General features: G+C 68.3%; 23 protein-coding genes. 9 read left to right on the top strand and 14 right to left on the bottom strand.

Annotation, left to right across the window (positions count from 1 at the left end; translation table 11 throughout):
* Positions 1 to 174: 174 nt before the first annotated feature.
* From HMPREF0321_RS13215 to HMPREF0321_RS13185, 7 genes are all read right to left on the bottom strand, one after another.
* Positions 175 to 840: a GNAT family N-acetyltransferase gene (locus HMPREF0321_RS13215; protein WP_006946994.1), complete on the bottom strand. Its 666-nt coding sequence runs from the start codon at positions 838 to 840 to the stop codon at positions 175 to 177.
* Between the two features lie 79 nt (positions 841 to 919).
* Complete coding sequence (locus tag HMPREF0321_RS13210) at positions 920 to 1,435, bottom strand: MarR family winged helix-turn-helix transcriptional regulator (protein ID WP_006946992.1); 516 nt, start codon at positions 1,433 to 1,435, stop codon at positions 920 to 922.
* 73 nt (positions 1,436 to 1,508) lie between these two features.
* On the bottom strand, positions 1,509 to 1,898 hold the full coding sequence (locus HMPREF0321_RS13205; RefSeq protein WP_006946990.1) for a DUF779 domain-containing protein: 390 nt from the start codon (positions 1,896 to 1,898) through the stop codon (positions 1,509 to 1,511).
* The gene (gene adhP / locus HMPREF0321_RS13200) at positions 1,898 to 2,941 is read right to left on the bottom strand and encodes an alcohol dehydrogenase AdhP (RefSeq protein ID WP_006947064.1); all 1,044 of its coding nucleotides are present in this window, start codon (positions 2,939 to 2,941) and stop codon (positions 1,898 to 1,900) included. Before adhP ends, HMPREF0321_RS13205 begins: the two co-directional genes overlap by 1 nt.
* A gap of 48 nt (positions 2,942 to 2,989) precedes the next feature.
* Positions 2,990 to 4,513, bottom strand: coding sequence for an aldehyde dehydrogenase (adh, locus tag HMPREF0321_RS13195; RefSeq protein WP_006946923.1), 1,524 nt, complete (start codon positions 4,511 to 4,513; stop codon positions 2,990 to 2,992).
* A 118-nt stretch (positions 4,514 to 4,631) separates the two neighbouring features.
* A complete protein-coding gene (locus HMPREF0321_RS13190) occupies positions 4,632 to 5,651 on the bottom strand; it encodes a GAF domain-containing protein (RefSeq protein WP_050786604.1) in 1,020 nt (339 codons plus the stop codon).
* 233 nt (positions 5,652 to 5,884) lie between these two features.
* Positions 5,885 to 6,694: an acetoacetate decarboxylase family protein gene (locus HMPREF0321_RS13185; RefSeq protein WP_006946947.1), complete on the bottom strand. Its 810-nt coding sequence runs from the start codon at positions 6,692 to 6,694 to the stop codon at positions 5,885 to 5,887.
* Between the two features lie 219 nt (positions 6,695 to 6,913).
* Here HMPREF0321_RS13185 and HMPREF0321_RS13180 point away from each other — a divergent pair, with 219 nt between their 5' ends.
* Complete coding sequence (locus HMPREF0321_RS13180) at positions 6,914 to 8,281, top strand: glutamine synthetase family protein (RefSeq protein WP_006947071.1); 1,368 nt, start codon at positions 6,914 to 6,916, stop codon at positions 8,279 to 8,281.
* A gap of 65 nt (positions 8,282 to 8,346) precedes the next feature.
* The gene (locus HMPREF0321_RS13175) at positions 8,347 to 9,648 is read left to right on the top strand and encodes a cytochrome P450 (RefSeq protein ID WP_006947078.1); all 1,302 of its coding nucleotides are present in this window, start codon (positions 8,347 to 8,349) and stop codon (positions 9,646 to 9,648) included.
* A 142-nt stretch (positions 9,649 to 9,790) separates the two neighbouring features.
* Here the strand turns inward: HMPREF0321_RS13175 and HMPREF0321_RS13170 are convergent, their stop codons facing one another.
* Positions 9,791 to 10,282, bottom strand: a complete 492-nt coding sequence (locus tag HMPREF0321_RS13170; RefSeq protein ID WP_131940319.1) for a hypothetical protein — start codon at positions 10,280 to 10,282, stop codon at positions 9,791 to 9,793.
* A 230-nt stretch (positions 10,283 to 10,512) separates the two neighbouring features.
* On the opposite strand from HMPREF0321_RS13170, the gene HMPREF0321_RS15125 reads away from it, so the two are divergent.
* Positions 10,513 to 11,952: a hypothetical protein gene (locus HMPREF0321_RS15125; RefSeq protein WP_006947069.1), complete on the top strand. Its 1,440-nt coding sequence runs from the start codon at positions 10,513 to 10,515 to the stop codon at positions 11,950 to 11,952.
* 192 nt (positions 11,953 to 12,144) lie between these two features.
* On the opposite strand, the gene HMPREF0321_RS13160 is transcribed toward HMPREF0321_RS15125, so the two are convergent.
* A complete protein-coding gene (locus tag HMPREF0321_RS13160; protein ID WP_006946989.1) occupies positions 12,145 to 13,764 on the bottom strand; it encodes an aminotransferase class V-fold PLP-dependent enzyme in 1,620 nt (539 codons plus the stop codon).
* A 160-nt stretch (positions 13,765 to 13,924) separates the two neighbouring features.
* Here HMPREF0321_RS13160 and HMPREF0321_RS13155 point away from each other — a divergent pair, with 160 nt between their 5' ends.
* On the top strand, positions 13,925 to 14,842 hold the full coding sequence (locus tag HMPREF0321_RS13155; RefSeq protein WP_006947095.1) for a LysR family transcriptional regulator: 918 nt from the start codon (positions 13,925 to 13,927) through the stop codon (positions 14,840 to 14,842).
* A 224-nt stretch (positions 14,843 to 15,066) separates the two neighbouring features.
* Here HMPREF0321_RS13155 and HMPREF0321_RS13150 read toward each other — a convergent pair whose 3' ends face one another.
* Positions 15,067 to 15,777: a type 1 glutamine amidotransferase gene (locus HMPREF0321_RS13150; RefSeq protein ID WP_006947056.1), complete on the bottom strand. Its 711-nt coding sequence runs from the start codon at positions 15,775 to 15,777 to the stop codon at positions 15,067 to 15,069.
* Positions 15,778 to 16,059: 282 nt separating this feature from the next.
* On the opposite strand from HMPREF0321_RS13150, the gene HMPREF0321_RS13145 reads away from it, so the two are divergent.
* Positions 16,060 to 17,091 carry a PDR/VanB family oxidoreductase gene (locus tag HMPREF0321_RS13145; protein ID WP_040015054.1) on the top strand — a complete coding sequence of 344 codons (1,032 nt, stop codon included), beginning with the start codon at positions 16,060 to 16,062 and terminating at the stop codon, positions 17,089 to 17,091.
* Between the two features lie 203 nt (positions 17,092 to 17,294).
* Positions 17,295 to 18,683, top strand: a complete 1,389-nt coding sequence (locus HMPREF0321_RS13140) for an NAD(P)/FAD-dependent oxidoreductase (protein WP_006947068.1) — start codon at positions 17,295 to 17,297, stop codon at positions 18,681 to 18,683.
* Positions 18,684 to 18,993: 310 nt separating this feature from the next.
* On the opposite strand, the gene HMPREF0321_RS13135 is transcribed toward HMPREF0321_RS13140, so the two are convergent.
* On the bottom strand, positions 18,994 to 19,545 hold the full coding sequence (locus HMPREF0321_RS13135; RefSeq protein WP_006947027.1) for a hypothetical protein: 552 nt from the start codon (positions 19,543 to 19,545) through the stop codon (positions 18,994 to 18,996).
* 460 nt (positions 19,546 to 20,005) lie between these two features.
* Here HMPREF0321_RS13135 and HMPREF0321_RS13130 point away from each other — a divergent pair, with 460 nt between their 5' ends.
* Positions 20,006 to 21,046, top strand: coding sequence for an FUSC family protein (locus HMPREF0321_RS13130; protein ID WP_006946944.1), 1,041 nt, complete (start codon positions 20,006 to 20,008; stop codon positions 21,044 to 21,046).
* Between the two features lie 64 nt (positions 21,047 to 21,110).
* Here the strand turns inward: HMPREF0321_RS13130 and HMPREF0321_RS13125 are convergent, their stop codons facing one another.
* On the bottom strand, positions 21,111 to 21,314 hold the full coding sequence (locus tag HMPREF0321_RS13125; protein ID WP_006947152.1) for a hypothetical protein: 204 nt from the start codon (positions 21,312 to 21,314) through the stop codon (positions 21,111 to 21,113).
* A gap of 260 nt (positions 21,315 to 21,574) precedes the next feature.
* On the opposite strand from HMPREF0321_RS13125, the gene HMPREF0321_RS13120 reads away from it, so the two are divergent.
* Positions 21,575 to 22,027 carry a pyridoxamine 5'-phosphate oxidase family protein gene (locus HMPREF0321_RS13120; RefSeq protein ID WP_006946966.1) on the top strand — a complete coding sequence of 151 codons (453 nt, stop codon included), beginning with the start codon at positions 21,575 to 21,577 and terminating at the stop codon, positions 22,025 to 22,027.
* Positions 22,028 to 22,108: 81 nt separating this feature from the next.
* On the opposite strand, the gene HMPREF0321_RS15120 is transcribed toward HMPREF0321_RS13120, so the two are convergent.
* Positions 22,109 to 22,717 (bottom strand): hypothetical protein, encoded by a 609-nt coding sequence (locus tag HMPREF0321_RS15120; RefSeq protein ID WP_006947048.1) that lies wholly within the window; start codon positions 22,715 to 22,717, stop codon positions 22,109 to 22,111.
* Entirely contained in the window at positions 22,714 to 23,577 is an 864-nt protein-coding gene (locus tag HMPREF0321_RS13110) for a DUF692 domain-containing protein (protein WP_050786603.1), read from the bottom strand. Before HMPREF0321_RS13110 ends, HMPREF0321_RS15120 begins: the two co-directional genes overlap by 4 nt.
* A 216-nt stretch (positions 23,578 to 23,793) precedes the next feature.
* Between HMPREF0321_RS13110 and HMPREF0321_RS13105 the strand changes: the two genes are divergently transcribed.
* On the top strand, positions 23,794 to 24,096 hold the full coding sequence (locus tag HMPREF0321_RS13105) for an urease subunit gamma (protein ID WP_006946986.1): 303 nt from the start codon (positions 23,794 to 23,796) through the stop codon (positions 24,094 to 24,096).
* Positions 24,097 to 24,106: the final 10 nt, after the last annotated feature.

Genomic DNA, 24,106 nt, shown 5'->3' with positions numbered 1-24,106 from the left:
CGCGAGCCAAGAGCCAGGCGCCGACGGGGCCGTCGGCGTCTCGCGTTCACCTCGGCCCGGGGGGCAGTTCACCTAGGCACAAGTGCACCCGGGTGCATTTGCGCAGAGTCTGAGTGCGGAGCCACTCACTCGCCTCGGGCGTACTTCAGAGGGGGCATGCCGGCCGGGCCCTGCTCACGCGGGCCCGCCGGCGGAACGCCAGGCGCCGAGGGGCTGTGCGGGGTAGTCCATGAGTTCCGTCGTCTCGTCGATGACGACGAAGCCGCGTCGCTCGTAGTTTCGCAGCGCCGCCGGGCCGTCGAGGCTGCACGTGTGAACCCAGACGCGTTGCGTCGCCGGCGCCTTATGACGCTCGGCGAGCGTCCAGGCTGCGTCGATGCCATGGGCCAGCAGCGTGCGGCCGAGGCCCCGTCCGATGGCGGTCTCGACGAGTCCGAAGTAGCGAATCTCGACGCTCGCTCGACCACGCGCCTCCGCCGCGCCGACCGGTGTCGGCTGGATCTGCACGTAGCCCGCCGGTTCGCCGCCGACGTACGCGACGTAGGTCTCGGTGCCGGTGACGCCGAGGTCGGCGAGCCACTGCTCGCGCGTCCAGCCGAGGCGGTCGGTCCACGTCCACGGCCCGCCGACGACGGCGTAGAGGTAGCGGGCAAACTCGGGGCTCGGGTTCGGCACCAGGTCGATCCGAACGTCCTCAGGACGGCTCGCCATGTCGTCATGCGGGCCGGATGCGACGTCGGGGGCGTCGGCCGTCGGGGTGCTGACGCAGTGGCCACGCGGCGTGGTGTGCGGGCGCTCGGGCATCTCGAGCGTCCACGTGGTGACGGGGCGCAACGGCATGGTTCTCCTCGATCGGGCGGGTTGACTGGTAGGCGTCACATCATCGGCCACGCTGCGCCGGGCGGGCCTCGGGTGGACGTCAGACGGACGTGTGGGCGCCGAGGCCTTCGGCCGTCGTCACGACCTTGCGGAGTGCCTTCGTCAGGACGGTGAGTTCGTCGGGCGTCAGGTCGGCGACGAGTTGCTGTTCGCCGGAGTTGAACTGGGGGAACAGCTCCTCCATGAGCGTCATCCCGGCGGGCGTCAGTGACAGGTGCGCGAACCGCTTGTCACTCGACGACTGGGTGCGCTTGAGCCATCCCCGGGCTGAGAGGGTCTTGACGACGCCCGACAGCGTCGCCTTGCTGATGCCGGCGCTCTCGGCGACCTCGCGCGTCTCGGGTTCGCCGTAGATCCACACGCTCCACAGCACGACGAAACCCGTCCACGACAGCTCGTGCGGACGCAGGACGGTGTTCGTCATGTGGTTGCGCGATGCGTTCGCCGCGCGGTGGATGCTGCTGACGGCGTGCATGGCGGCAACATCGATCTTCGCGTCGGCCAGCTTGCTCGAGGCCAGGGTCTCGGTCTCGAGCAGCGTGTGATGACTCGGCATCAGCCCACATTATCTTTCGGATCCGAACAGACGTGGATGACGTCCACCGTGCCCCCGGCCGCGCGAGGTTCTCTCACATCAGATCGGAGCGAATGAGGAAGCGTTTGCCCTCGGGCGCCTCGAGGGAGAAGCCGCCGCCCCGTCCGTCGATGGCGTCGACGGTGAGGTGAGTGTGCTTCCACGTCTCGAACTGTTCCCGGCTCATCCAGAACTCCAACTCGGCATCGTCGCCTGCCACGTCCGGGAGCGTGAACGTGCCGAGCAGGACGTCGGCCTGACCCGTGCGGAACTGCCCTGCCGGGTAACACATCGGGGTCGACCCGTCACAGCACCCGCCGGACTGGTGGAACATGAGACGACCGTGCTCGGCCACGAGCTGGTGCAGCAGAGCGACGGCGTCCGGCGTCAGGGCGACCCGGCTGACGGTCTCTCCGGCCACACCGGCTCGTGACTCGAGGTTCATCACTTGTCCTCGCGCTCCGTCGTGTAGTCGATGACGACGCGCCCGTCGATCTTGCCGTGGTGCATCTCGTCGAACACCGCGTTGATGTCGTCGAGGTTCCGCTTGCTGAACGTCGGGTGGATGAGGCCTCGGGCGTAGAAGTCGAGAGCCTCGACCATGTCCTGCCGGGTGCCGACGATCGATCCGCGGATCGTCAGGCCCTTGAGGACGACGTCGAAGATCGGCGCCGGGAAATCACCCGGAGGAAGACCGTTGAACACGATGGTTCCCCCGCGACGCGCCATGCCGATGGCCTGGCCGAACGCCTTGGGGTGCACCGCCGTGACGAGGACGCCGTGGGCGCCACCGCCTGTGGCGTCGAGGACGGCCTGCGTCGGGTCCTCGACCGCGGCGTTCACCGTGACCTCCGCGCCGTGCTTCTTCGCGAGCTCCAACTTGTCGTCGGCGACGTCCACGGCGACGATCCGCATGCCCATGGCCTTGGCGTACTGGACGGCGATGTGCCCCAGCCCGCCGATGCCGGAGATGACGACCCACTGCCCGGGGCGCACCTCCGTCACCTTCAGACCTTTGTACACGGTGACGCCGGCGCACAGCACGGGAGCGATCTCGTGGGGGTCCGCGCCCTCGGGGATGCGAGCGGCGAACGTGGCGTCGACGAGCATGTACTGCCCGAACGAGCCGTTGACGCTGTACCCGCCGTTGGTCTGCTCCTCGCACAGCGTCTCCCAGCCGTTGCGGCAGTGTTCACACGTGCCGCACGCGGAGGCGAGCCAGGCGTTGCCCACCATGTCGCCGACGGCGAGTTCGGTGACGCCCTCGCCGAGTTTCTCGACGACGCCGACTCCCTCGTGGCCGGGGATGAACGGCGGTTCGGGCTTGACCGGCCAGTCACCGTCCTTGGCGTGCAGGTCGGTGTGGCACACACCCGATGCGATCAGCTTGACGAGCGCTTGACCCGGCCCGGGTTCCGGCAGTTCCACATCCTTGACGTTCAGGTCTTCGCCGAAGACGTCCACGACTGCAGCTTGCATGGTGCTCATGACTCTTCCCTTCGTGTGGTTGCGATCTGATCCGTGATGCGGGTCGGCTCAGAAGAAGCCGAGCTTGTTCTCCGAGTAGGAGACGAGGAGGTTCTTCGTCTGCTGGTAGTGGTCGAGCATCATGAGGTGGTTCTCCCGCCCGATGCCGGAGCTCTTGTAGCCGCCGAACGCGGCGTGTGCCGGGTAGTTGTGGTAGTTGTTCACCCACACGCGGCCCGCCTGGATGTCGCGGCCCGCGCGGTAGGCGGTGTTGCCGTTGCGGGACCACACACCGGCGCCGAGGCCGTAGAGGGTGTCGTTCGCGATCTTCAGCGCCTCGTCGTACGTACCGAACTTCGCCACGGACACGACCGGCCCGAAGATCTCCTCCTGGAAGATCCGCATGTTGTTCGTGCCCTCGAAGATGGTCGGCTCGACGTAGAAACCGCCACCCAGATCGCCGTCCAACTCGGCCTGCCGACCACCGGTGAGCACCTTCGCGCCCTCCTTCTTGCCGATGTCGAGGTAGGAAAGGATCTTCTGCAACTGGTCGTTCGAGGCCTGCGCGCCGATCATCGTCGAGTCATCGAGCGGGTTGCCGGCCTTGATCTTCTTCGTGCGTTCGACGACGTCGGCCATGAACTGCTCGTAGATCGACTCCTGGACGAGCGCGCGCGACGGGCAGGTGCACACCTCGCCCTGGTTGAGGGCGAAGAGGGTGAAGCCCTCCTGCGCCTTGTCGTAGAACGCGTCGTCCGCCTGCGCGATGTCCTCGAAGAAGATGTTGGGGCTCTTGCCGCCGAGTTCGAGGGTCACCGGGATGAGGTTCTCCGAGGCGTACTGCATGATGAGGCGACCGGTCGTCGTCTCACCCGTGAACGCGATCTTGCGGATGCGCTTGTTCGACGCGAGCGGCGCTCCGGCCTCGACGCCGAACCCGTTGACGACGTTGACGACACCGGCGGGGATGAGGTCCTCGATCAGTTCGATGAGCACCATGATCGACGCGGGCGTCTGCTCGGCGGGCTTGAGGACGACGCAGTTGCCGGCCGCGAGCGCCGGCGCGAGCTTCCACACGGCCATGAGGATGGGGAAGTTCCACGGAATGATCTGCCCGACGACGCCGAGCGGCTCGTGGAAGTGGTAAGCGACGGTGTCCTCGTCGATCTGCGAGAGGCTGCCTTCCTGCGCGCGGATGGCGCCGGCGAAGTAGCGGAAGTGGTCGATCGCGAGGGGGATGTCGGCGTTGAGCGTCTCGCGCACCGGCTTGCCGTTGTCCCACGTCTCCGCGACGGCGATCTTCTCGAGGTTCTCCTCCATCCGGTCGGCGATCCGGTTGAGGATGAGTGCCCGCTCCGCGGGCGAGGTCTTGTTCCACGTCGGTGCCGCCGCCCATGCCGCGTCGAGGGCGGCCTCGATGTCCTCGGCGGTGCCGCGGCCCACCTCGCAGAACGTCTTGCCGGTGACCGGGGTGGGGTTCTCGAAGTACTGCCCCTTCTTCGGCGCGACCCATTCGCCGCCGATGAAGTGCTCGTAGCGCTTCTTGAACTCGACCTTGGAGCCCTCGGTTCCCGGGTTGGCGTAGACCGTCATCGCAGCTTCCTTTCCCTGAGCCCGCGGGATGTGACGCGGGGTTGCGTGATGTGCGTCACGTTACGAAGGGCTGCGTTGCATCAACGTTGCACTGCCCGTGCAACGCGCTCTGCGCGCGTCAGTTCGCCTGGCGCAGACGAGTGTCGAGCTGTTCGAGATGCGTGAGAACGATGGCCCGCTGTGGCGCGCGCGGTGGCAGGACGGTGAGTGCCATGTGCCACGACTCGACGTCATCGGCGGCCTCGGGCAGGTCGAGGTAGCGCAGAAGGGTCTCGGGAGTGGCGTCACTGAGCATCGCTTCGCGTAGCGACCCGGACGTCGAACGCAGCAGGTCGACGACGGGCTCCGCCTCGCTGCGCGTCAGCGAGGCTCCGCGATACAGCTCGAGGGCTTCGTCGTGCTCGCCGCGACGCAGATGCTCCGTGACCTGGACGGCATCAATGAGCAGTGGCCCCGTGAGGCGGTAGGGGCGGCTTTCGAGGTTCGGCGCGCCGGGAATCGTGTCGAGCCGTCGACGAAGCCGCAGCAACTCGCCGCGGATGGTGGCGGGCGGCGTGCCGTCCGGGTAGACGAGGGCCCCGATCTCGTCGGCGCTGAGGCCTTGGGGTTCGAGCGCGAGTGTCGCGAGGAGTTCGGCGTGGCGGTCGGTGAGTGCGTGGGTGGCCGTACCCGTTTCGATGCAGGGGCGGCCGTGGTGGACGAGACGCAGCCGCGCGCTCGTGTGCGGTGGAGGGGCGACCGGCACCCCGGCGAGGCGAAGTTCACGAGCGGCCGCGGCCGCGGTGGCCTGCACGAGTGCGAGGGTGCGCCGGTCTGCCGCAGCGTCACCTCCCGTCACGTCGAGAGCGCCGAGCACCTCGCCGGTGACGGGGTCGACGAGCGGCGCCGCGGAGCAGCTGAACGGGTGGACGTCCGGGCGCGTGTGCTCCTCGCGATGGATCGAGACCGCCTCGCCGCGGGCCACAGCTCGGCCCGGCGCGTTCGTGCCGACCTGCGCCTCCGACCAGTTCGCCCCCGCGGTGAAGCCGATGCTCTCGGCGCGGCTGCGGGCGCGGGAGTCTCCGTCGACGTAGTGCAGGCGTGCCTCGCGGTCCGCGATGGCGATGACGAGACCCTCGTCGCGTGCCGTCGCGCTCAACAGCGAACTGACGAGGGGGATCGCGTCGGCGAGCCGAGCGTGGACGCAGCCGGGGCCGCACCCGCAGGCGCAACCCCGTGGACGGGATTTGTGCCGCATCCCTTCCCCTCTCGTAGTGACCCACCTCACACTACACCCGTCCGGGGTGGGGTGGGTCGGCGGCGTGACGCTGCGTGCCGTGTGTCCACGAACTCATCTGCGACGCAGGCTGCCGCCCTTCGCGTCCGCCTGGCTCACACGAGACGTTCAAGCGTCTCGCCGCCGTTCCAGACGACGCCGATCTGCCGGTAGTAGCCGCCGATGATCTCGTCGACCTCCAGGGCGGCGAGTTCCTCCGTGGGCGATTCGAACAGGCGCAGATCGACGTCACCACGCCACGCCTGCCCGCCCTCGAACTCGGCCGCGCCGGATGAGATGAGCTCGCTGTAGGCGTCACCCGTGGAGCCGCGGGCGATGTCGGGGTAGATGCGGTGGTGGGCCATCGGGTGGCCGTTGACGAAGCCGTTCGTCTCGGACGGTTCGCGCAGCGTCAGCACCGCCTCGGCGAGGCGACGGTCGCCCGCCGCGAGCGTCGCGCCGAACATTCCGCCCTCCGCGATCTGCGGCGCGCCCTGGCTGAAGGGGTGCGGGCGCGTCTGCCACATCGAGCCGAGCTTCTTCGGGTAGCCCTGGTGCAGGCCGCGGCCGATGGCGAAGTCCTTGTCGACCCAGATGTAGACGCAGCGGCTGAACGTGCGGCCCTCGTAGGAGCAGCGCACGACGACGAACGCCTCCTTGTACTGCGCGCGCACCGGGTCGAGCAGCTCCTCGCGCGACGAGCTGCACGACTGCCAGTCGGCCCAGATGAGCGCGACGGCGCCCGGGTCCTCGTCGGCGAGCTTCAGCGGTTCGGGCAGCAGTTCGCGTACGCGCTCGGGGTTCGTGCGGTACTCGACGGTGAGCAGGTCGCCCGAGTAGTACCACGGCGGTGACGGGATGATGCCCGACGTGCCGCCGACGGTGCGCGGGTAGAAGAAACCCTTGAGTTCGGGGGATTCGCTCATGGCAGAGCCCTTTCGGTGTCGGCGCGTGTGCGCGCGGCGAGGGCGTCGAAGTTCCTTCGCCGTAAATCGTTCGTATCCGTACGACACACGCTAGGCTACCCGATCATGAGGGTTTGTGTGGCGTGAGTCACACGGTATGTTCGGACCCGAACGAAACGTGCGCACCCCGACCCGGCAACCGTCGAGGTTCGCTCACAACGGCGTGAGAGGCGACGAGGCATGACGAACTCAGGGAGCAAGTCGAGCGAGCCGGGGGCCGTGGCCGAGGCCATGGCGAAGTGCCGGTCGGAGGGCATCGACGTCATCCGCCTCGGCTACTCCGACATCATCGGCACCGACCGCAGCAAGGACCTGCTCGTGAACCGCTTCGAGCGGACGACGGGTCACGGGGTCGCGTTCTGCCGCAGCGTCTACGGCACGACGCCGATGGGCGACGTCGTCGACATCGAGGGTGGGCTCGCCGCCGGCCTGCCGGACATCGTCGCGCGCCCCGACATCGAGACGCTGACGCGCGTGCCGTGGGAGCCGGGCGTCGCACACGTCATCGCCGACGTCTTCAACCCCGACGGCTCGCCGTCAGCCGAGAGCCCGCGCTACGTGCTGAAGAACGTCATCGAGAAGTTCTCCTCGATCGCCGGCACGCCGATCTGCGGGCCCGAGCTCGAGTTCTACGTGCTGCAGGAGGACGAGAACTCCGATTCCGGCTGGTCGCGCTACGGCGAGATGAGCGGCAACGTCTACGTCAGCGGCCTGCGTGGTGACCCGGAGAACGTGCTGCTGCAGACGCTGCGTCAACTCGGCGAGTACGACATCGAGGTCGTCGCCGCGAACCACGAGTTCTCGAGCGGCCAGTTCGAGATCAACCTGTGGCACTCCGACGCGATGGACGCCTCCGACCGCGCGTTCCGCTTCAAGGCCGCCGTCAAGGAGATGGCGCGGGCGCGCGGCAAGCTCGCGACGTTCATGGCGAAGCCGTTCAACGACGAGGGTGGTTCCGGTTTCCACCTGCACTTCTCGACGCAGGACGCCGACGGCAACCACCTGTTCGACGACCCGAACGGCGAGCACGGCCTGTCGAAGGTCGCGCACCACGCGATCGGCGGCATCCTCAAGCATGCGCCGGCGCTGACGGCGCTCGCGAACCCGACGATCAACTCGTACAAGCGGTTCGGGCCCGACACGCTCGCGCCGTGGCTCATCGACTGGGGTCTCGACAACCGCAGCGCGATGGTGCGCATCCCGCCGGAGCGCGGCTCCGCATCGCGTCTCGAACTGCGCCTCGGCGACGCGTCGGCCAACCCGTACCTGCTGACGGCGGCGACGCTGGCCGCTGCCTACCTCGGCATCCGTGACGAGATCGACCCCGGCGAGCCGCTCGTCGGCTACGGCTACGACCCGGAACGTTCGCCGATGCTGCCGTCGTCGCTGTGCGCCGCACTCGACGCGCTCGAGGCAGACACCGAGATGCGTGAGGTGTTCGGCGAGCAGTTCGTCGCGACGTTCCTCGCCTACAAGCGCAACGAGATCGAGCGCTTCAACAGCTTCATCACCGACTGGGAGTTCCGCGAGTACACCTACCACCTGTGATCGCGCCCGCGACCAGGCGCTTCGCGCACCCTTCCCGCTTTTCCTGCTGAACGAGGAGAGACGACATGACCATCATCGACCAGGGCGCAGCTCCCGAGGCCGACGCCGCGTTCGACGTCGCCGACGTCGACTTGTCCAACATCGACCGCTTCCGCGACAACGAGGGATGGGCGCAGTTCGACGCGCTGCGTCACGCCGACCCGGTGCACTGGACGGAGGAGAGCGACGGCAAGGGCTTCTGGGCCGTCACGAAGTACGACGACATCTGGGTCGTCGACAAGGATTCCGAGACGTTCACGTCGGAGCAGTTCGTCAACCTCGAGGACGTCGACGACGACCTCATGGATTTCCGCCGCTCCATCCTCGAGACGGACGGCGCCCGTCACGCCGCGCTGCGCAAGCTCATCCAGCGCGAGTTCTCGCCGCGCAACCTGCTGAAGAACTACGAGGCGTTCCTGCGCGAGCTGACGAAGAACACCGTCGACGAGGCGAAGAAGGCGTCGCCGAACGGCGAGTTCGACTTCGTCGAGAAGATCTCCGCGGACTTCCCGATCCAGGTGCTCGCGCGTCTGCTCGACGTGCCGCGTGAGCACACAGGCCAGCTCATCCAGTGGGGTAACGAGATGGTCGCGAACACCGACCCCGATTACACCGAGCACCTGCTCGACTCGCCTGAGTCGGAGAAGTACCGTCACTTGCCGTTCCGTTCGCCGACGGTTCAGGACGTGTGGGACTACGGCCGCGACCTGCGCGACAAGCGCGTCGGTGGCGACGGCAAGGACCTCGTCTCGATCCTCGCGAACAAGATGCCCGAGGACGGGGTTCCGCTCACCGACCAGGACTTCAACAACTACTTCTCGCTGCTCGTCATCGCCGGCAACGAGACGACGCGTCACGCGATCAGCCAGATCATGCTCGGCCTCATCGCGCAGCCCGATCAGTTCAAGGCGATGAAGGACGACCCGTCGCTCATCGAGTCGGGCCTCGAGGAGCTGCTGCGCTGGGCGTCGCCCGTCTACCACTTCCGTCGGACGGCGACGAAGGACGTCGAGCTCGGCGGCAAGCAGATCAAGGCCGGCGACAAGGTCGTCATGTGGTTCGCTTCCGGCAACCGTGACGAGGACGTCTTCCCCGAGCCGTACAAGATCGACGTGACGCGCAAGAACGTCGATCACATGACGTTCGGAAAGGGCTCACCGCACCTGTGCCTCGGCAACAACCTCGCGCGCCTCGAGGTTCGTCTGCTGCTCGAAGAACTGCTGCCGCGCATCGACTCGATCGAGCTTGCCGGCGACGTCAAGCGCGTGCGCTCGAACTTCGTCAACGGGGTGAAGAAGCTCCCGGTTCGTGTCCAGTGGGCCAACTGACGCGGCGAATGACGCACGGTGGCGGGTAACTCACGGGTTGGCGCGGAACTTCGCGCCTACCCGTGAGTTACCCGCCTCGCTGCGTGGGCACCGGCAACGCGATGTCGACGTGGTCGGTCGGTTCGCGCGGCCACCCGAAGCATCAGTCCTCGACGATGACGAGCAGGCCCTTGTCGGCGATGACGGCGTCGAGGCTGACGCCTGTGAGGTCGCCGACCGCCTTCTTGAGCGTCTTCTCGGGGTCACCGTCAATGACGGACGTCGGCTCTCCCTCGACGGGCTCGCCGTCCTCGGCGGTGATCTGCGCGTCGTCGAGCGACAGCATGCGGCTCGACTCGCCGGCGTCGATGATGAGCAGCCACGTCTTCGAGCCGCCCGCGAAGACGGCGGTGACGGCTTCGTCGGCGATGTCCGGGATGAGGTCGGGCTGCAGCATCAGCTCGTAGCCGACGAGGACGACGGCGTCGCGCTCGTCGTTCGTGCGCGCCGTGAAGGCGCCGACGTAACCGGCCGGCAGGGCGTTCGAGATGGCTTCCTCACCCGTGACGTAGTCGGTCGTCGCGTCGAGGATGCCGCTGGGAAGCTCGTCGATCGTCATGCCGGGAAGGACGGCGAACGCCGTGTTCATAGCCATGCCCCCAGCCTACGGGGCGTGCGATAGAACGACATGACCCGGCGCGGGGTGATTCACCCTCCGCCCGAATCTTCGACTCGCTCGCATACGGCGTCTTGCCGTGGTGCCGGCACGCAGCGCGGGTGGCCCGCGCCGGGATGCCATCGCGGGGTGCGCTGCGCGGCCTCAGGCCATGGCGCCGCGTGAGGAAATCGGTCGAACAGTGGCCACGAACCGCCCTACGATCGGGTATGGACACCAGCCCGGACCCTCTGCAGCGCCTGAGCAAGCACCTCGCGGCGCGCCGGCGTGACGACATCGAGGGGCGCCCGGTCGTCATCCTCGCACCCGTCCTGGCAAGCGCGACCCGTCACGTCGTGCAGGCCCGCGAGAACGGTGCCGCGCGCATCCTCGTGATCACGTGGGGCGACGGCACCGGCCCGCTGCCCGAGCCAGATCGGATCACGGTTCACCGCTTGGCGATGAGCCCGGTGCATGACGTGGTCGATGAGGTACGCGCCTGGCAGCACCTTCTGCGGGAGTCAGACGACGGGGTGGGCGCGGTGCTCGACGCGTTCGACCCCGAGGCGAGGGCTGTCGTCATCGTCGCGCTCCCTCTCGGCGCTGATTCGTTCTACGAGCGACGCACCTACGGCGCGCGCAGCGAGACGCAGGAGCGGTTGGAAGACAAGACGCTCAGCCGCGAGCTGTGGGAGGCGGCAGGCGTCCCGCATGCGCCCGAAGAGGTCGTCCCAGCACGCCTCGACGAGGTGCGAGGGGCCGCCGCGCGTCTCGATCGCGGTGTCGGAACGGTCTGGTCGGCCGACGCGAGCGAGGGTCTCAACGGTGGCGCGGTGCTGGTGCGGCACGTCACGGACGACGGCGCGGCCGCATACGAAGCGCTCGCGCCCCATGCCGAGCGGCTGCGTCTCATGCCCTACCTCGAAGGTGTGCCCTGCTCCATCCACGGTCAGGTCGCTGACGACGGCGTTGCCGTCCTCCGGCCGGTGGAACTCGTGATGCTGCAGCCCCACGGCAGCGATCGCTTTCGTCAGGCGGGCATCTCTTCGTGGTGGGATCCGGCGCCGGCTGATCGCGATCAGATGCGCGCCACCGCCCGCGCTGTCGGCGAAGTGCTCGCGCGGCGCCATCACTACCGCGGCTCCTTCGGCATCGACGGCATCCTCACCGCTGAGGGTTTCATCCCCCATGAGCTCAATCCGCGTCACAGCGGCGGCATCTCAACGCTCGGCAAGGGCCTCGAGCGGTTCTCGTTGCTCGACACGCACCAGCACTTGCTCATCCACGGCACGCTGCCTCTGGCGATGACGCAGTTCGAAGACCTCGTTGTCGAGGCGTGCGACGCGGCGCGAATCGGCTCTGCCTACCTGGCGACGGAGGCCGTGCAGGCCACAAAGACGACCACCGTTCATGTCTGCGGTCACCCGGGGCCCGACGCGCTCGTCACCGATGACGTGCGTGGCGCGCTCCAGGTCGTCGACGACGAGGCCGGGGCGACGGGGCAGCTCGAGATCGGGCCGGCGTCGATGGGTGCGCTCGTGCGTTTCACTCCCCTCGCCATCGAGCCGGGTGAACGACTGGCACCCTGGGCGCTCGCGGCCTATGAACTGGCTGACCGCCTGTGGGGCACCGGATATGGCGACCTCGTCGCTCAACCGCAGGTGCGCTGACAGAAAGGCACTGTTCGTCCCGGCGGCGCGTACCTCGGAGCGCACGGTCTCGAGGCGTCGGCCCGGGTGTTCGCGGCGGCTATCCAGGACGCAGGTGAGTCACGAAGTGCAGGGTGAGTCGCTTCCACATGACTCACCCGGCACTTCGTGACTCACCTGGCCGTACGCGCGTGTGACGGGCCCGGCGATGCGTCAGATGCCCGGCTCGGCGACCTCTTCGTCGGGCAAGGGAGCGTCGCGTTCGGCCGTGGCGGCCTGTCGGGCGAGGGCCTCGGCAGCCGCGTGGATCTGGTCGATGACGGGTTCGGTCTCGGGCTTCATCGTCACGCTGCGCAGAATGCGCGCGCCGACGAGGGGTTCGCCCTCCTGCGCCGACCCGGCGCTGCGCTCATCGATGACGTGCCCGCGCGCGGCCATGTCGTCGGCGTCCACCTGATACGTCGCGACGAACAGCGACTCGTCGCGCGGGGCATTCATGCCGGCGGTGAGGATCGCGCCGGAGCGACGGTCGATGTCGGTGAGCGAGTCGCCGATCGGGAAGTAGCTGACGATGTCGAGGTCCGGCTCCTGGTACAGCTCGAACACGTCGGACGCACGCAACTTCTCGGCCCACGCAAGCGCAGCGCGACGCCCCGGCGCGACGACCTCACCCATGCCCTCACGCGTCAACGGCATCAGCTGCAGCGTCATCCACAACGCGGCCGCCGACGCACCGGAGCGCGAGCACTCGAGCGAGATCTCGCCCATGTGGATGTCCTCGCCCGTCGTGAAGTACGTGTACGGCGAGGTGTGGTCGTAGAAGTTCGCGACGTTCGGATCCTTGAAGATCACCGCGCCGCAGCCGTACGGCTGCAGGCCGTGCTTGTGCGGGTCGATGACGACGGAGTCGGCCTCGTCGATCGCGCGGAACGCCGCCGCCACCTCGGGCGCGAGCAGCGAGTCGTCGTCGGCGAGGAGGCGGAAGAACCCGCCGTACGCGGCGTCGACGTGCACGCGGACGCCGTACTTGCGGCACAGCGGGATGGCCTTGTCGATCGGGTCGACGGCGCCGAGCCCCGTCGTCCCGGCCGTCATGACGACGGTGCCGATGCCGCCGCCCTTGAGGAACCACTCGAGCGCGTCAAGATCCATGCGTCCGCGGCTGTCGGTCGGGATCGACACCGACGGCACGTTGAGCAGGTGGCTCATGCGCCCATGCGTGTAGTGCGCGTCAGCGCTGTGCGCGATCGCCTTGCGCGGATGTGTCTCACGCGCCACGAACAGCGCCTCCAGGTTCGCGACGGTGCCCGACGTCGTCAGGTGGCCGAGGTGGCAGAGTCGGTTCCCGTCACCACATTCCGCTGGCTCGTCTCGGCTGCTCGCTCCGGGCCTCGCGTCGCTCGTGTCCTCACTCGCAGTTCGACGAGCGGTGCACCCGAACATGCGCGCAATCTGATCGACTGCCTCGACCTCCATGCGCGTCGTCGCGGCGCCGGCGTCGAGGTCGTGGTTGTTTGGGTTGATGAGCATCGTCGTGAGATACCCGACGACGGCCGCCGGGTGGGGTGGCTTCAACATCTGGCCGACGTAGCGAGGGTGGAAGAACGGGTAGTTGACGCTCAGACGCGACGTCAGTTCGTCGAATGCCGCCTTGAACTGCGCGTGCTCGACGGTCTGCGCCGGATGCGGGGTGGAAGGGCCGTACTCGTTCATCCACTCCGTGATGAATCGCGTTGCCTCGCCGAGGTATTCGGTCAGCTGCGGCATCGCGTCGGCCGACAGCCCGGGCACGCCAGCAGCAGCTGTGGCGCCGTCAGGCGGGGTGATCGTCATGGTCGTCTCCGATGCTCGCGCGTGATGTCAGGCAGTGGTGCCCTGCACATTCTGTGACGTGGGCCACGTGAAATAGACGAGATGGGGCTAGGCTCCTCGATACCTGTTCTCACTCTCTGCCATGCCTTCTGGGCATGGCCTCATCGGAAGGTCGCCCGTCGTGGAGCTGCGAGTCCTGCGCTACTTCGTCGCGGTCGCCGACGCCGGATCGGTGACGGCGGGGTCGGCGGCGTCGCACGTCAGCCAGCCTGCGGTTTCGCGGCAGTTGCGGGCGCTCGAGCGCGAGCTGGGGGTCGAGTTGCTCGTCCGTTCCGAGGGTGGGGTGCGGCTGACAGCGGCCGGGGCCGAACTGCTCGTGCTGGCCCGCGGCCTGCTCGAACGGGAGGCGACGCTCAAGCGCACCGCGGCGTTTCTCGCGTCCGGGAGGCTCACGTCGTTGACGATCGCCGCGCCGAGCACGACGCTCAGCGACGTCATCGCACCGTTCCTCGCGGCGGGCCCGGCGCGGGGTGCGTTGGCGCCGGAGGTCAACGTCGTCAGCCGTTCGACGAGTGAGGTCTTCGCGGCGCTCGGGGAGGGCGCGGACATCGTCGTCGCACCAGCCGTTCCGCCGCCGGAGGTGGCGTCGATGCTGATCGCCGAGTTGCCGGTGCGCGCGTACGTCGGCGCCCGGGGCGTGCTCGATGGTGAGGGCGCCGAGCGTGACCGCTCGGTGAATCTCGAGGCGCTCGCACGCGTCGACCCGCTCGTCATGCTGCCGGGCCGACACCCCGTCAGCCAGGTGTTGACGCGCGCGTTCGCCGAGGCGGGCCTCGCGCCACAGCACGTGCAGGAGGTCGACTCGCCGGAAGCCGCCCAGGCGCTCGCGGCCTCGGGGCGCGGCGTCGCGGTGCTGACGAACGACACCCGGTTCGGGCTCATCCCGCGCCGCGTGCGTGACGCCGACGGCTCGGTGCTGACGATGCCGCTGCATGCCGCGTGGACGCCGACGCATCACGCCGTCGACGAGATCGCCGCCCTCGCCGCCGAGCTGCGCGACTTCTGTGCGCGGCTCTACCGCGACGACCTCACGTCCTGAAAGGCGCGCCCGCCTGATCGGGCGTGAACATCGCCCGAGAACGCGTCGACCGTGATGCGGATCCGGGCAACGTTGACGCCCGCGTCAGTCGAGGCTGTCGAAATGCTCCGCGCTCCAGCCGACAAGGGGGTCGAGGTCGTCTCTTACGTCGGTCTCTTCGAGAACTCGGGCGTCAGCCGGCGCCATGTGGCGCCGAACCTCGCGTTCGAATAGGTCAACGCTCATCAGCTCGCGGCGACCTGCTCCAGGAACCCGTCGACGAGGACGCCGGCGCGGCGGCGGCCTTCGTCATCCCATTCCTTCGCGGCAGCGATCTCGGCGTCGGCGTCGCGCCCGAGGGAGGCGAGCATCTCGCGTCCGCCGTTGTCGCACCAGCCCGTCAGCATCTCGCTGGAGAGTTCGGGATGGAACTGCACGGCGAGGTTCTTGCGCAGCACGAAACCCTGCGACGCCATGTCGTTGCGCGCGAATTCGACGGCGTCCGGCGGCACCTGCCAGCGGTCGTAGTGCCAGGCGAACCACTTGCCACCGGGCACCATGTCCTCGCGTTCGCTGCTCACCTCGACGAACCCGATCTCCGGTTCGGGCGCGCGCCCGACCGAGCCGCCGTGCGTGCGCGCCAGAAGCTGCGCGCCGAAGCAGATGCCGAGGACGGGGACGCCCGCGGTGTCCGCGTCGCGCAGCAGCTGCATCTCGGGCGCCAGCCATGAGCCGATCATCTCGTCGTCCCACGCCGACCAGTACGAGCCCATGACGACGAGCGCGTCGAACTCGCGCACGTCGGGAAACTCGACGTCGACGCCCGGGTTCTCGAAATCCTTCTCCGGCACGACCTGGAAGAGTGTCTCCTCGTAACCGCGCTCGCGAAAGCGATCCGCGACGGCGCCGGGGGGCGAACAGTGGTCGTGCTGGACGATGAGGACGCGCTTGGTCATGATGAACTCCTGGCGACGGCCCGCACGACGATCGAGGCGTCAGGCGGGGGCGATTGGGCGGCGTGCTCCCACGCTAGGCCAGATCGTTCGCCCCCGAAAGACTTTGCGGCGATGGAATGTTGCCTGGGTCACACACCCGTCATGAACATGCGTAGACTGACAACTCGTTCGCACCCGAACAACATCGCGTCGTGCGTCGCCTCCCTGCGTGCAGATGCACCCGGGTGCATCTGTACGCAAGGGGGGCGAGACGACGCGCTGTGCGCAGTGAAGGAGACAGGCATGGTTTCGGAATCGACTCAGCCCGAGGCGAAGACGCTTCTCGTCGTCGACGGGATCGACGACGCCGCCGACGGTGTCCGCCTCCTGACGCTGCGCGCCGCCGACGGCGCAGACCTGCCCGAGTGGGCCCCCGGAGCGCACCTCGACCTTGTCCTCGGCGGCGTGAGCGACGCCGAGTTGAAGGACGCCGAGCAGGGTGACCTGCCCGAGCACGACCCGTTCGACGAACTCATCCGTCAGTACTCGCTGTGCGGCGACCCGGCCGACCGCAGCCGCTTCCAGGTCGCCGTCCTGCGCGAGAGCGAATCGCGAGGCGGTTCCTCCTACATCCACGAAACGCTGAAGGTCGGCGACGAACTCGTCAGCTACGGCCCACGCAACCACTTCGAACTGCGCAAGGCGCCGACGTACGTCTTCGTCGCGGGCGGCATCGGCATCACCCCGATCCTGACGATGGTGCGCGCCGCGCAGGCGCAGGGCAAGAACTGGCACCTGTACTACCTCGGGCGCAGCGGGGCGACGATGGCCTTCCGCGACGAACTCGCCTCCTTCGGCGACAAGGTGACGTTCTGGCCCAAGGCCGACAAGGGTGCCTTCGACCTCGCCGCCACCCTCGCCGACGCCGACGCTGCGGGCCCCGCGCTCGTCTACTCGTGCGGGCCGGAGCGTCTGCTCGCGGCGATCGAGGACGGGTGCAAGAGCCGCGCCAACCTCGTCGCGCACGTCGAACGCTTCAGCCCCAAGGAGATCGACGACTCGGGCAACACCGAGTTCGACGTCATCCTCGAAGAATCCGACATGCGCCTCACCGTGCCCGCCGACAGGTCGATCTTCGAGGTCGTGCGCGAGGCCGGTGTCAGCGTCCTCGGCTCCTGCCTCGAAGGCATCTGCGGCACCTGCGAGACGGGCGTCATCGCCGGCGAGATCGACCACCGCGACTCCGTGCTCGAGGACGACGAGCGTGAGGAGGGCGACATCATGATGATCTGCGTGAGCCGCTGCAAGGGCAAGGAACTGACGCTCGAGCTCTGACGCTCGATTGTCGATGCTCAGGACCTGACGCGCGGGCCCCTCCTTCTGCGTGCAAGTGCACCTGGGTGCACTTGCACGCAGAAAGAGGAGGGGCGCTGGAAAGTCGCGCGGCTCACAGACCCCCGCTGCGCCTTACTGTCCGGTAACATCAGTCGTTTGGTCAGCGTTTCGCCGAACGTACTCGGCGGTTCTAGAGTTGTTGCATGGCTTTCACGCAGAACACCAACGTGCGTCCGCGCATCCTCGTCGTCGGCGGCGGGTACCTGGGTTTCATCACCACCAAGAAGCTGCTCGCCTCCCTCAAGGACGGCGAAGGTTCGGTGACGGTCGTCGACCCGAACCCCTACATGACGTACCAGCCCTTCCTGCCGGAGGTCGCCGCCGGTTCGATCGAGGCGCGTCACGCGCTCGTGCCGCTGCGCCGTCACCTCAAGGGTGCGGAGATCATCACCGGCAAGGTGACGTCGATCGACCACGCGAACCGCACGGTCAACGTCGACCCCGAGCTCGGTGACGACTTCACGCTCGAGTACGACCACATCGTCATGGCCGCCGGCTCCGTGCCGCGCGCGCTGCCGATCCCCGGCCTCGCCGAGGAGGGCATCGGTTTCAAGACGATCGAGGAAGCCGTCACGCTGCGTGACCACGTCCTCGCGCGCCTCGACGAGGCCGCCGTGCTCACCGATCCCGAGGAGCGCAAGCGTGCGCTGACGTTCGTCTTCGTCGGCGGCGGGTTCGCCGGCATCGAGGCGATCGCCGAGATCCAGGACATGGTGAAGGACGCCATCAAGTACTACACGCGTCTGTCGCCCGAAGACCCGCGCTTCGTGCTCGTCGAGGCCATGAGCCGCGTCATGCCGGAGGTCAGCGAGGAGCAGGCGAAGTGGGTCGTCGCCTCCCTGCGCGAGCGCGGCGTCGACGTCTACCTCGACACGCAGCTCAAGAGCTGCGAGAACAAGCACATCGTCTTGTCGACTGGCGAGGAGTTCGACGCCGACACGATCGTGTGGAACGCGGGCGTCAAGGCCAATCCCGTCCTCGTCGACTCCGACCTGCCGATCGACGACCGCGGCCGTCTCATGGTCGGCACCGACCTGCGTGTGCGTGACGACGAGGGCAACGTCGTCGAGGGCGCCTGGGGTGCCGGCGACAACGCCGCCGTCCCCGATGTCACGGGCATGGGCCCCGGCGGGTTCTGCGTGCCGAACGCCCAGCACGCGCTGCGTCACGCGCCCGTCCTCGCCGCGAACATCCTGACGACGATTCGCGGCGGCGGCGAGATGAAGCAGTACAAGCACAAGACGATCGGCTCCGTCGCCGGGCTCGGCGTCGGCAAGGGCGTCGCCCAGGTCGGCAAGTACGGCCTGCGCGGCCTGCCGGCGTGGATGATGCACCGCGGCTACCACGCGTACGCGATGCCGACACTCGAGCGCAAGGCACGCATCCTCGGCAACTGGGCCGTCGGCATGATGTTCGGCCGCGACGCCACCGCCCTCATGGACCTCGAGACGCCGCGCCACGCGTTCGTCGACGCCGCCAACTCGAAGCCGGCGCCGAAGAAGGAGCCGAAGCACGTCGAGGCCGCCAAGTGAGCTGACGCCCGACGTCGCCGTCAGCGCGCGTGGTTCTGCGGTTCTGCCCGCGGAGCACGCGCGCTGTCGTGTGTGATGGGTGGCGCCCCGCCAGCTGGGTGAGGCTGACGGGCGGGCCCGGCCGCAACGGCCGTGTCTGAGTGGCCTGACGTGGCGGTCTGAGTGGCCTGACGTGGAGGACGCCGGGGCGATGGGTTCCGGCGTCACGAGCGTCGAGAACGATGAAGGCGCCGCACCCTCGCTGGGGTGCGGCGCCTTCGTCATGGGCGGCGCGATCCGGTCGGTGACGCAGACCGTCGTCGCGGTGAGATCAGTTGCGGTAGTGGCGCCCGTCGGTGGCGCGCTCGTCGACGACACCGTCGACACGGTTGCCGATGACGTCGCCCTCGCCCGCGCGACGACCCTCGGCTGCGCGTTCGGTGCCGACACGCTCCGTGCTGATGTGCTCGGTGGTGCGGTGGTCCTCGGGGTAGCGCTCGACGTCGCGCTGCGCGACGCGCTGGCGGGCCTCGGCGGTCTCGCGCAGATCGTGCTCCTTGTCGCGCTCGGCGGCGAGGCGCTCACGCTCGCGCTCGGCCTCGAGGCGCTGCTTCTCGCTGAGCTGGTGCTCCTTCTTGAGCTCCTTCGTCTCCTTGTGCTGGCGGTACTTGCGCTTCGTGCCGGCGGCGATCAGGCGCGTCGCGGCCCACACGAGCAGTAGCGTCAGGGCGCCGAGGAGGAACACGGTGAGCGGCGTGAGGTTGGCGTCGATGCCGAAACCGTGGAAGTGGACGTCGTTGTTGTTCTCTCCGTTGAGCCCGAAGAGGACCCACAGGACGAGGGCTGCTGCGGCGATGAGCAGCAGGACGGCGAGAGCGAACATGGCAACTCCTTGTGCAGATCTGGCCGATCCGGGCGAGCGTCGCTCCGGATGGTGGGGGCGACGGCGCCGCCCAGCTTGCTGCTCACAGTAGGCGGTTGACGCAGACGGGTACAGCCCCCGCGGGGTGAGGGGGCGTAAGAATAGACCTCGAACGCCCCGTCATGGCTGGAGAGTGTCATGAGGTTGCTCGGGCGCTGCGTGAACCATCTCACACGATGGTCGAGTCTGAGAGCGGCGTGGGCTCGAGGGGTGATGACCAACCGCGGTGTCGGGGTCGTGACCCCAGCGTCGCGCGGTGGAAGGGGGCTGGAGGCGGTCGCTCGTCGCCCCGACGAGCCGTGTCGTCGTCATGAGGAGTGATGGGGTGGCAGGAGCTCTGCCTGGGTGGTGACGAGTTGTGGCTGTGGCGTCCAAACGCGGCGCATCCGGCTGCTGCGGGCACGGCTTCTAGGATGGCGTGGTGACGACGCCTGCCCATCCCAGTTTTCTCCAGGAGTTCTTCCGCTTCGGCCCGCACGCGGGTGCTCACCGGGTGGCGGCGCGGGCCGGCGTTTCGGTCTTCGTCCCGCTCACTCTGCTGACGGTGACCGGGCACCTCGACTGGTCGGCGTTCGCGGCCTTCGGGGCATTCACGTCCCTCTACGGACGCGCCGCGCCGCATGCGGAACGCACGGCGTTGCAGATGACGATCGCCGGCGTCCTCGTCATGGCGGTGACGCTCGGATGCGCCGTCGGGCTACTGCCGCATCACCAGTGGTGGCTCATCGCCGCCGGTGCGCTCGTCGCCGCGGCGGCGTCGTTGTTGTCGGACGCCTTCCGCTGGCACCCGCCGGGGCCGTTGTTCGTCGTGTTCGCGTTCACCGTCTGCGCGACGCTGCCCGCGGCGGCGTCGAACGTCGCCGTCGGCTTTTTCGTCTCCGCGGCGTCGGCTGCGTTCTCGGTGCTCATCGGACGTGTCGGCCTGTTGCGCGAGACGGGGGAACGTCGTTGGATTCCGTTGCCGCGGGCCAGGATCCGTGAGGCGTGGCAGGCTGAGGGGACGCGCGTGCACCTCGCCCGGTTCGTCATCGCGGTGGGCGCGGCGGGCGTCGTCGGCAGGCTGATCGGGACGCAGTACGGCGGCTCGCATCCCTATTGGGCGATGGTTGCCGCCGTCGCGGGATTGTCCGGCGCGACGCACCGGGCGCGCATGATCCGCGGTGGTCAACGGTTCGTCGGCACGCTGTTCGGCGTGCTCGCGGCGGCCGCCATCCTGCCGTGGCACCCCCAGGGTTTCGCGGCGGTGCTCGTCATCGCGGCGCTGCAGGTGGGCGCCGAACTGCTCGTGGGCCGCAACTACGCGCTCGCGCTGCTGTGCATCACGCCGCTCGCGCTGATGATGGGGCAGATCGTGCACGAGGTGCCCGTCGGGCCGCTACTCGTCGACCGCGCGGTCGAGACGCTCATCGGCTGCGGCGTCGCCCTCGTCGTCCTGCTGGTCGTGCGCGACCCCGCGCACTGACGGTGCCTGGGGCGGGCGGAGCCGAATGTGGACGAAGATCGCAGATGGGTGAGGTGCATCGCCGTCAGAAGGGGCGATAGGGCGGTTTGGGGCGTTTCGCCGGCTTCGACAGTTCTCGGGCGTTGTCGGGGATGCGGACGTGGCTGATGTCGCCGAAGTAGCGTTCGCGCTGCTGCCGTTCGATGCGGGTGTTGATGATGAGCAGGAACGCGACGATCGCGACCATGAGCACACCCGAGACGATCATGAGCAACACTGCGGCCAGCATGTGCTTTCCTCCCTCGTCCCGTCGCTCCTCACAGGGTAGTCGCGCCGGCCCTGACGCGGCGAGGCATGCGCCCCTCCCGTCGAGAAGCGGTCGTTGCCGAAGAAAGTGAGGAGCGGACGTGGCTTGTCGAAGTGCGGGAACGGGGGCGAGCGGGCAGGGACGAAGGGCCCGGACGCGTCTTGCCCCATCGGCGGCTTCGACGCGGCAAGCTGGTGATGTCGAGAACGGCACGAGGACACGCCCGCCCGAAGGAGACCACCATGTCCGACTTCCAGGCCGACCACGACGTCATCAACGCCCTCGCCGAGGACGAGTGCTGGGCGTTCCTGGCGCAGCACTCGTTCGGGCGACTGGCATACACGCTCGTCGGTGAGGCGCAGATCGTCCCGATCAACTACGTCAGCGACGCGGGAGCGATCTTCTTCCGCACGGCCGAGGGCAGCAAACTGCTCGGGGTGACGATGAACTCCGACGTCGCGTTCGAGGTCGACGACCTCAACGGCAGTGGACGGTTCGGCGACGGCGAGGCGTCGAGCGTCATCGTCCGAGGACGCGCTGAGGTGCTCGAGGGCGCCGAAAAGGCTCGTGCGGAACAGTTGCCGCTGCGCCCCTGGGTGCCGACGGAGAAACACACGATCGTCCGCATCACCGTGACCGAGATCACCGGCCGACGTTTCCAGCTCTCCAAGCCCTGGCGCCACATGCAGCCCTGACCCCCCTGCGATTTCCGTCCACGTCCAGCGGGCGTCGACCGCGAACGGTTCTGTGTCGGTGTCTATCGTTCAGGTCGGTGCCTACCGTTCAGACGGGCGTCCGAGCGTCGTCACGCGACGGCCGCGGCGCACGAGCATGCCGCCGGGAAACCGTTCGACGGCGACGCGGGACGTGCGCCGCACCGGCGCCGTCGCCATGCCGGACGTGTCGGTCGGAAACGCCCAGAACAGGCGTGCCTCGGCGAGTTCGAGGTCGGCGGCGAGGGGGAGGTCGCCGCGTCGGCGCAACCATTGCGCGAACGCGTGACCGTCAGCGCGCGAGCCACGCGTCGGACGCTCACGAGCGAACTCGGCGAACAACGGGTGCAATCGCGGGCCGAGCGACGCGATGAGGATCGGCCACACGAACTGCAGCTCGTTCGCTCGCTTGCGCAGGAGCGCTCGTCGCGCGACGTCGAGATGGCGAGCGTCGAAGCCGGCCGGGGCGGACGCCAACCCCGTCAGCGCCGCCACGATCTGCGCCTGGCGTGCGGCGAGATCAGCGTGTTCATCCGACGCAGAATCCATGGGGGACGCGGCCTCCGTCCTGCCGTCGAACTCGTGGGGGCGGCCCCCCTCGTCGGCGGATACGGGCGCGGACGTCGAACTGTCGCTGTGCCCGCCCGTCGACGATGCGCGGCGGATCGTCATTGCGCGGCCGTGACGCGCGGCATGCCGGCGGCGTCGGCGATGGCGTCGAGCTCCGTGAGCAACTCCTCGGCAGGCGAGTAGTCGCCGTCGCGTTCGAGCATCGCGGCCGGGAATGTCGTGCGTCTCGAGAGCTCCGAGATGAGGTGCAGCACTTCGGGGTTCACCGCGGCCGCATGCGTGTCGTGGTAGATCCCGTCGTTCTCGACCCCACCCGCGACGTGCATGTACGCGAGCCGTTCGAGGGGCATCGCGAGGGCCGTCTCGAGCGGATTGCCCCCGTGATTGCGGGCGTTGGCGTAGACGTTCGCGATGTCGAGCAGCAGCAGCGCGTCGGTGCGTTCGATGATCTCGGTGACGAACTGTGCCTCGCTCATCTCGTCCTCGGGGTAGGTGAAGAGCGCCGCGACGCATTCGAGCGCGAGCGGGACGTCGAGCTCGGCCTGGACGCTGCGGACGTTTCGCACCATCACGTCGACGGCGGCGCGCGTGCGCGGCAGCGGCGTCAGGTGGCCGACCTCGACACCACCCGCCCGCACGAACGAGATGTGCTCACTGACGAGCGGCGCGCCCGTGATGGCGGCCGTCCCGACGAAGTGCGCGACGCGATCGACGTCGAGGCCCTCGGCGTCACCGAGCCCGAGCTTCACCCCGTGCGGGACGACGGTGACGCCGCGCTCGCGCAGCTGCCTCAGGGCTGGCGGCATGCCGTGCATGACGGATTCGGCGACCACTTCGACCCACGTCAACCCAGGTTGGGCGGCGAGGACGTCCGCGATCTCGGGGCGCCATCCGATGCCGACGCCCGCAGGCATCGACGTGGCCGGTGCGGGCCGTGTTGCGTCGGACGTCGTGATGCTCATGTCTCGCATGATGCCGCACCGACAGGTGTGGTGTGACGTCACCTGCTCGACTCTCGTGCATCTGCTCGAGGTATATGACGCACATTCCTCGGGCAGATGTGTATTTCTCGCGCAGCTGCGGCTCCGGCCCGCCGTACTCGCGACGATTCGTGGTCACCTCCCCTCCGCCAGGACCGGCGAAACACCCGCGAAACATCGCCTCGCTAACCTCCTGCCATGCATCTGACGCCCGCCGACACCGAGAAGCTGCTCTTGTCCGTCGCGGGAATGGTGGCGCGTGATCGACTCGAGCGCGGCGTGCTGCTCAATCACCCCGAGTCCGTCGCGCTGCTGTCGACGTGGGTCATCGAACGTGCCCGCGAGGGTCGCAGTGTCGAAGAGTTGATGAGCGCCGGGCGTGAGGTGTTGACACGTGAGCAGGTGATGCCGGGCGTCGCCGAGATGATCCCCGACATCCAGGTCGAGGCCACCTTTCCCGATGGTCGCAAGCTCGTCACCCTCCATCACCCGATCGTCTGAAGGAACGAGC

The organism is Dermacoccus sp. Ellin185, assembly GCF_000152185.1.
Lineage (GTDB): Bacteria > Actinomycetota > Actinomycetes > Actinomycetales > Dermatophilaceae > Dermacoccus > Dermacoccus nishinomiyaensis.
This window is presented reverse-complemented; position numbering and strand designations above follow the sequence as displayed.

Excerpts from the sequence above, each read along its gene's own strand:
- HMPREF0321_RS13215 (WP_006946994.1), bottom strand. The coding sequence starts at position 840 with ATGCCGTTGCGCCCCGTCACCACGTGGACGCTCGAGATGCCCGAGCGC.
- HMPREF0321_RS13210 (WP_006946992.1), bottom strand. The coding sequence starts at position 1,435 with ATGCCGAGTCATCACACGCTGCTCGAGACCGAGACCCTGGCCTCGAGC.
- HMPREF0321_RS13205 (WP_006946990.1), bottom strand. The coding sequence starts at position 1,898 with ATGAACCTCGAGTCACGAGCCGGTGTGGCCGGAGAGACCGTCAGCCGG.
- adhP (WP_006947064.1), bottom strand. The coding sequence starts at position 2,941 with ATGAGCACCATGCAAGCTGCAGTCGTGGACGTCTTCGGCGAAGACCTG.
- adh (WP_006946923.1), bottom strand. The coding sequence starts at position 4,513 with ATGACGGTCTACGCCAACCCGGGAACCGAGGGCTCCAAGGTCGAGTTC.
- HMPREF0321_RS13185 (WP_006946947.1), bottom strand. The coding sequence starts at position 6,694 with ATGAGCGAATCCCCCGAACTCAAGGGTTTCTTCTACCCGCGCACCGTC.
- HMPREF0321_RS13180 (WP_006947071.1), top strand. The coding sequence starts at position 6,914 with ATGACGAACTCAGGGAGCAAGTCGAGCGAGCCGGGGGCCGTGGCCGAG.
- HMPREF0321_RS13175 (WP_006947078.1), top strand. The coding sequence starts at position 8,347 with ATGACCATCATCGACCAGGGCGCAGCTCCCGAGGCCGACGCCGCGTTC.
- HMPREF0321_RS13170 (WP_131940319.1), bottom strand. The coding sequence starts at position 10,282 with ATGGCTATGAACACGGCGTTCGCCGTCCTTCCCGGCATGACGATCGAC.
- HMPREF0321_RS15125 (WP_006947069.1), top strand. The coding sequence starts at position 10,513 with ATGGACACCAGCCCGGACCCTCTGCAGCGCCTGAGCAAGCACCTCGCG.
- HMPREF0321_RS13160 (WP_006946989.1), bottom strand. The coding sequence starts at position 13,764 with ATGACGATCACCCCGCCTGACGGCGCCACAGCTGCTGCTGGCGTGCCC.
- HMPREF0321_RS13150 (WP_006947056.1), bottom strand. The coding sequence starts at position 15,777 with ATGACCAAGCGCGTCCTCATCGTCCAGCACGACCACTGTTCGCCCCCC.
- HMPREF0321_RS13145 (WP_040015054.1), top strand. The coding sequence starts at position 16,060 with ATGGTTTCGGAATCGACTCAGCCCGAGGCGAAGACGCTTCTCGTCGTC.
- HMPREF0321_RS13140 (WP_006947068.1), top strand. The coding sequence starts at position 17,295 with ATGGCTTTCACGCAGAACACCAACGTGCGTCCGCGCATCCTCGTCGTC.
- HMPREF0321_RS13135 (WP_006947027.1), bottom strand. The coding sequence starts at position 19,545 with ATGTTCGCTCTCGCCGTCCTGCTGCTCATCGCCGCAGCAGCCCTCGTC.
- HMPREF0321_RS13125 (WP_006947152.1), bottom strand. The coding sequence starts at position 21,314 with ATGCTGGCCGCAGTGTTGCTCATGATCGTCTCGGGTGTGCTCATGGTC.
- HMPREF0321_RS13120 (WP_006946966.1), top strand. The coding sequence starts at position 21,575 with ATGTCCGACTTCCAGGCCGACCACGACGTCATCAACGCCCTCGCCGAG.
- HMPREF0321_RS15120 (WP_006947048.1), bottom strand. The coding sequence starts at position 22,717 with ATGACGATCCGCCGCGCATCGTCGACGGGCGGGCACAGCGACAGTTCG.
- HMPREF0321_RS13110 (WP_050786603.1), bottom strand. The coding sequence starts at position 23,577 with ATGAGCATCACGACGTCCGACGCAACACGGCCCGCACCGGCCACGTCG.
- HMPREF0321_RS13105 (WP_006946986.1), top strand. The coding sequence starts at position 23,794 with ATGCATCTGACGCCCGCCGACACCGAGAAGCTGCTCTTGTCCGTCGCG.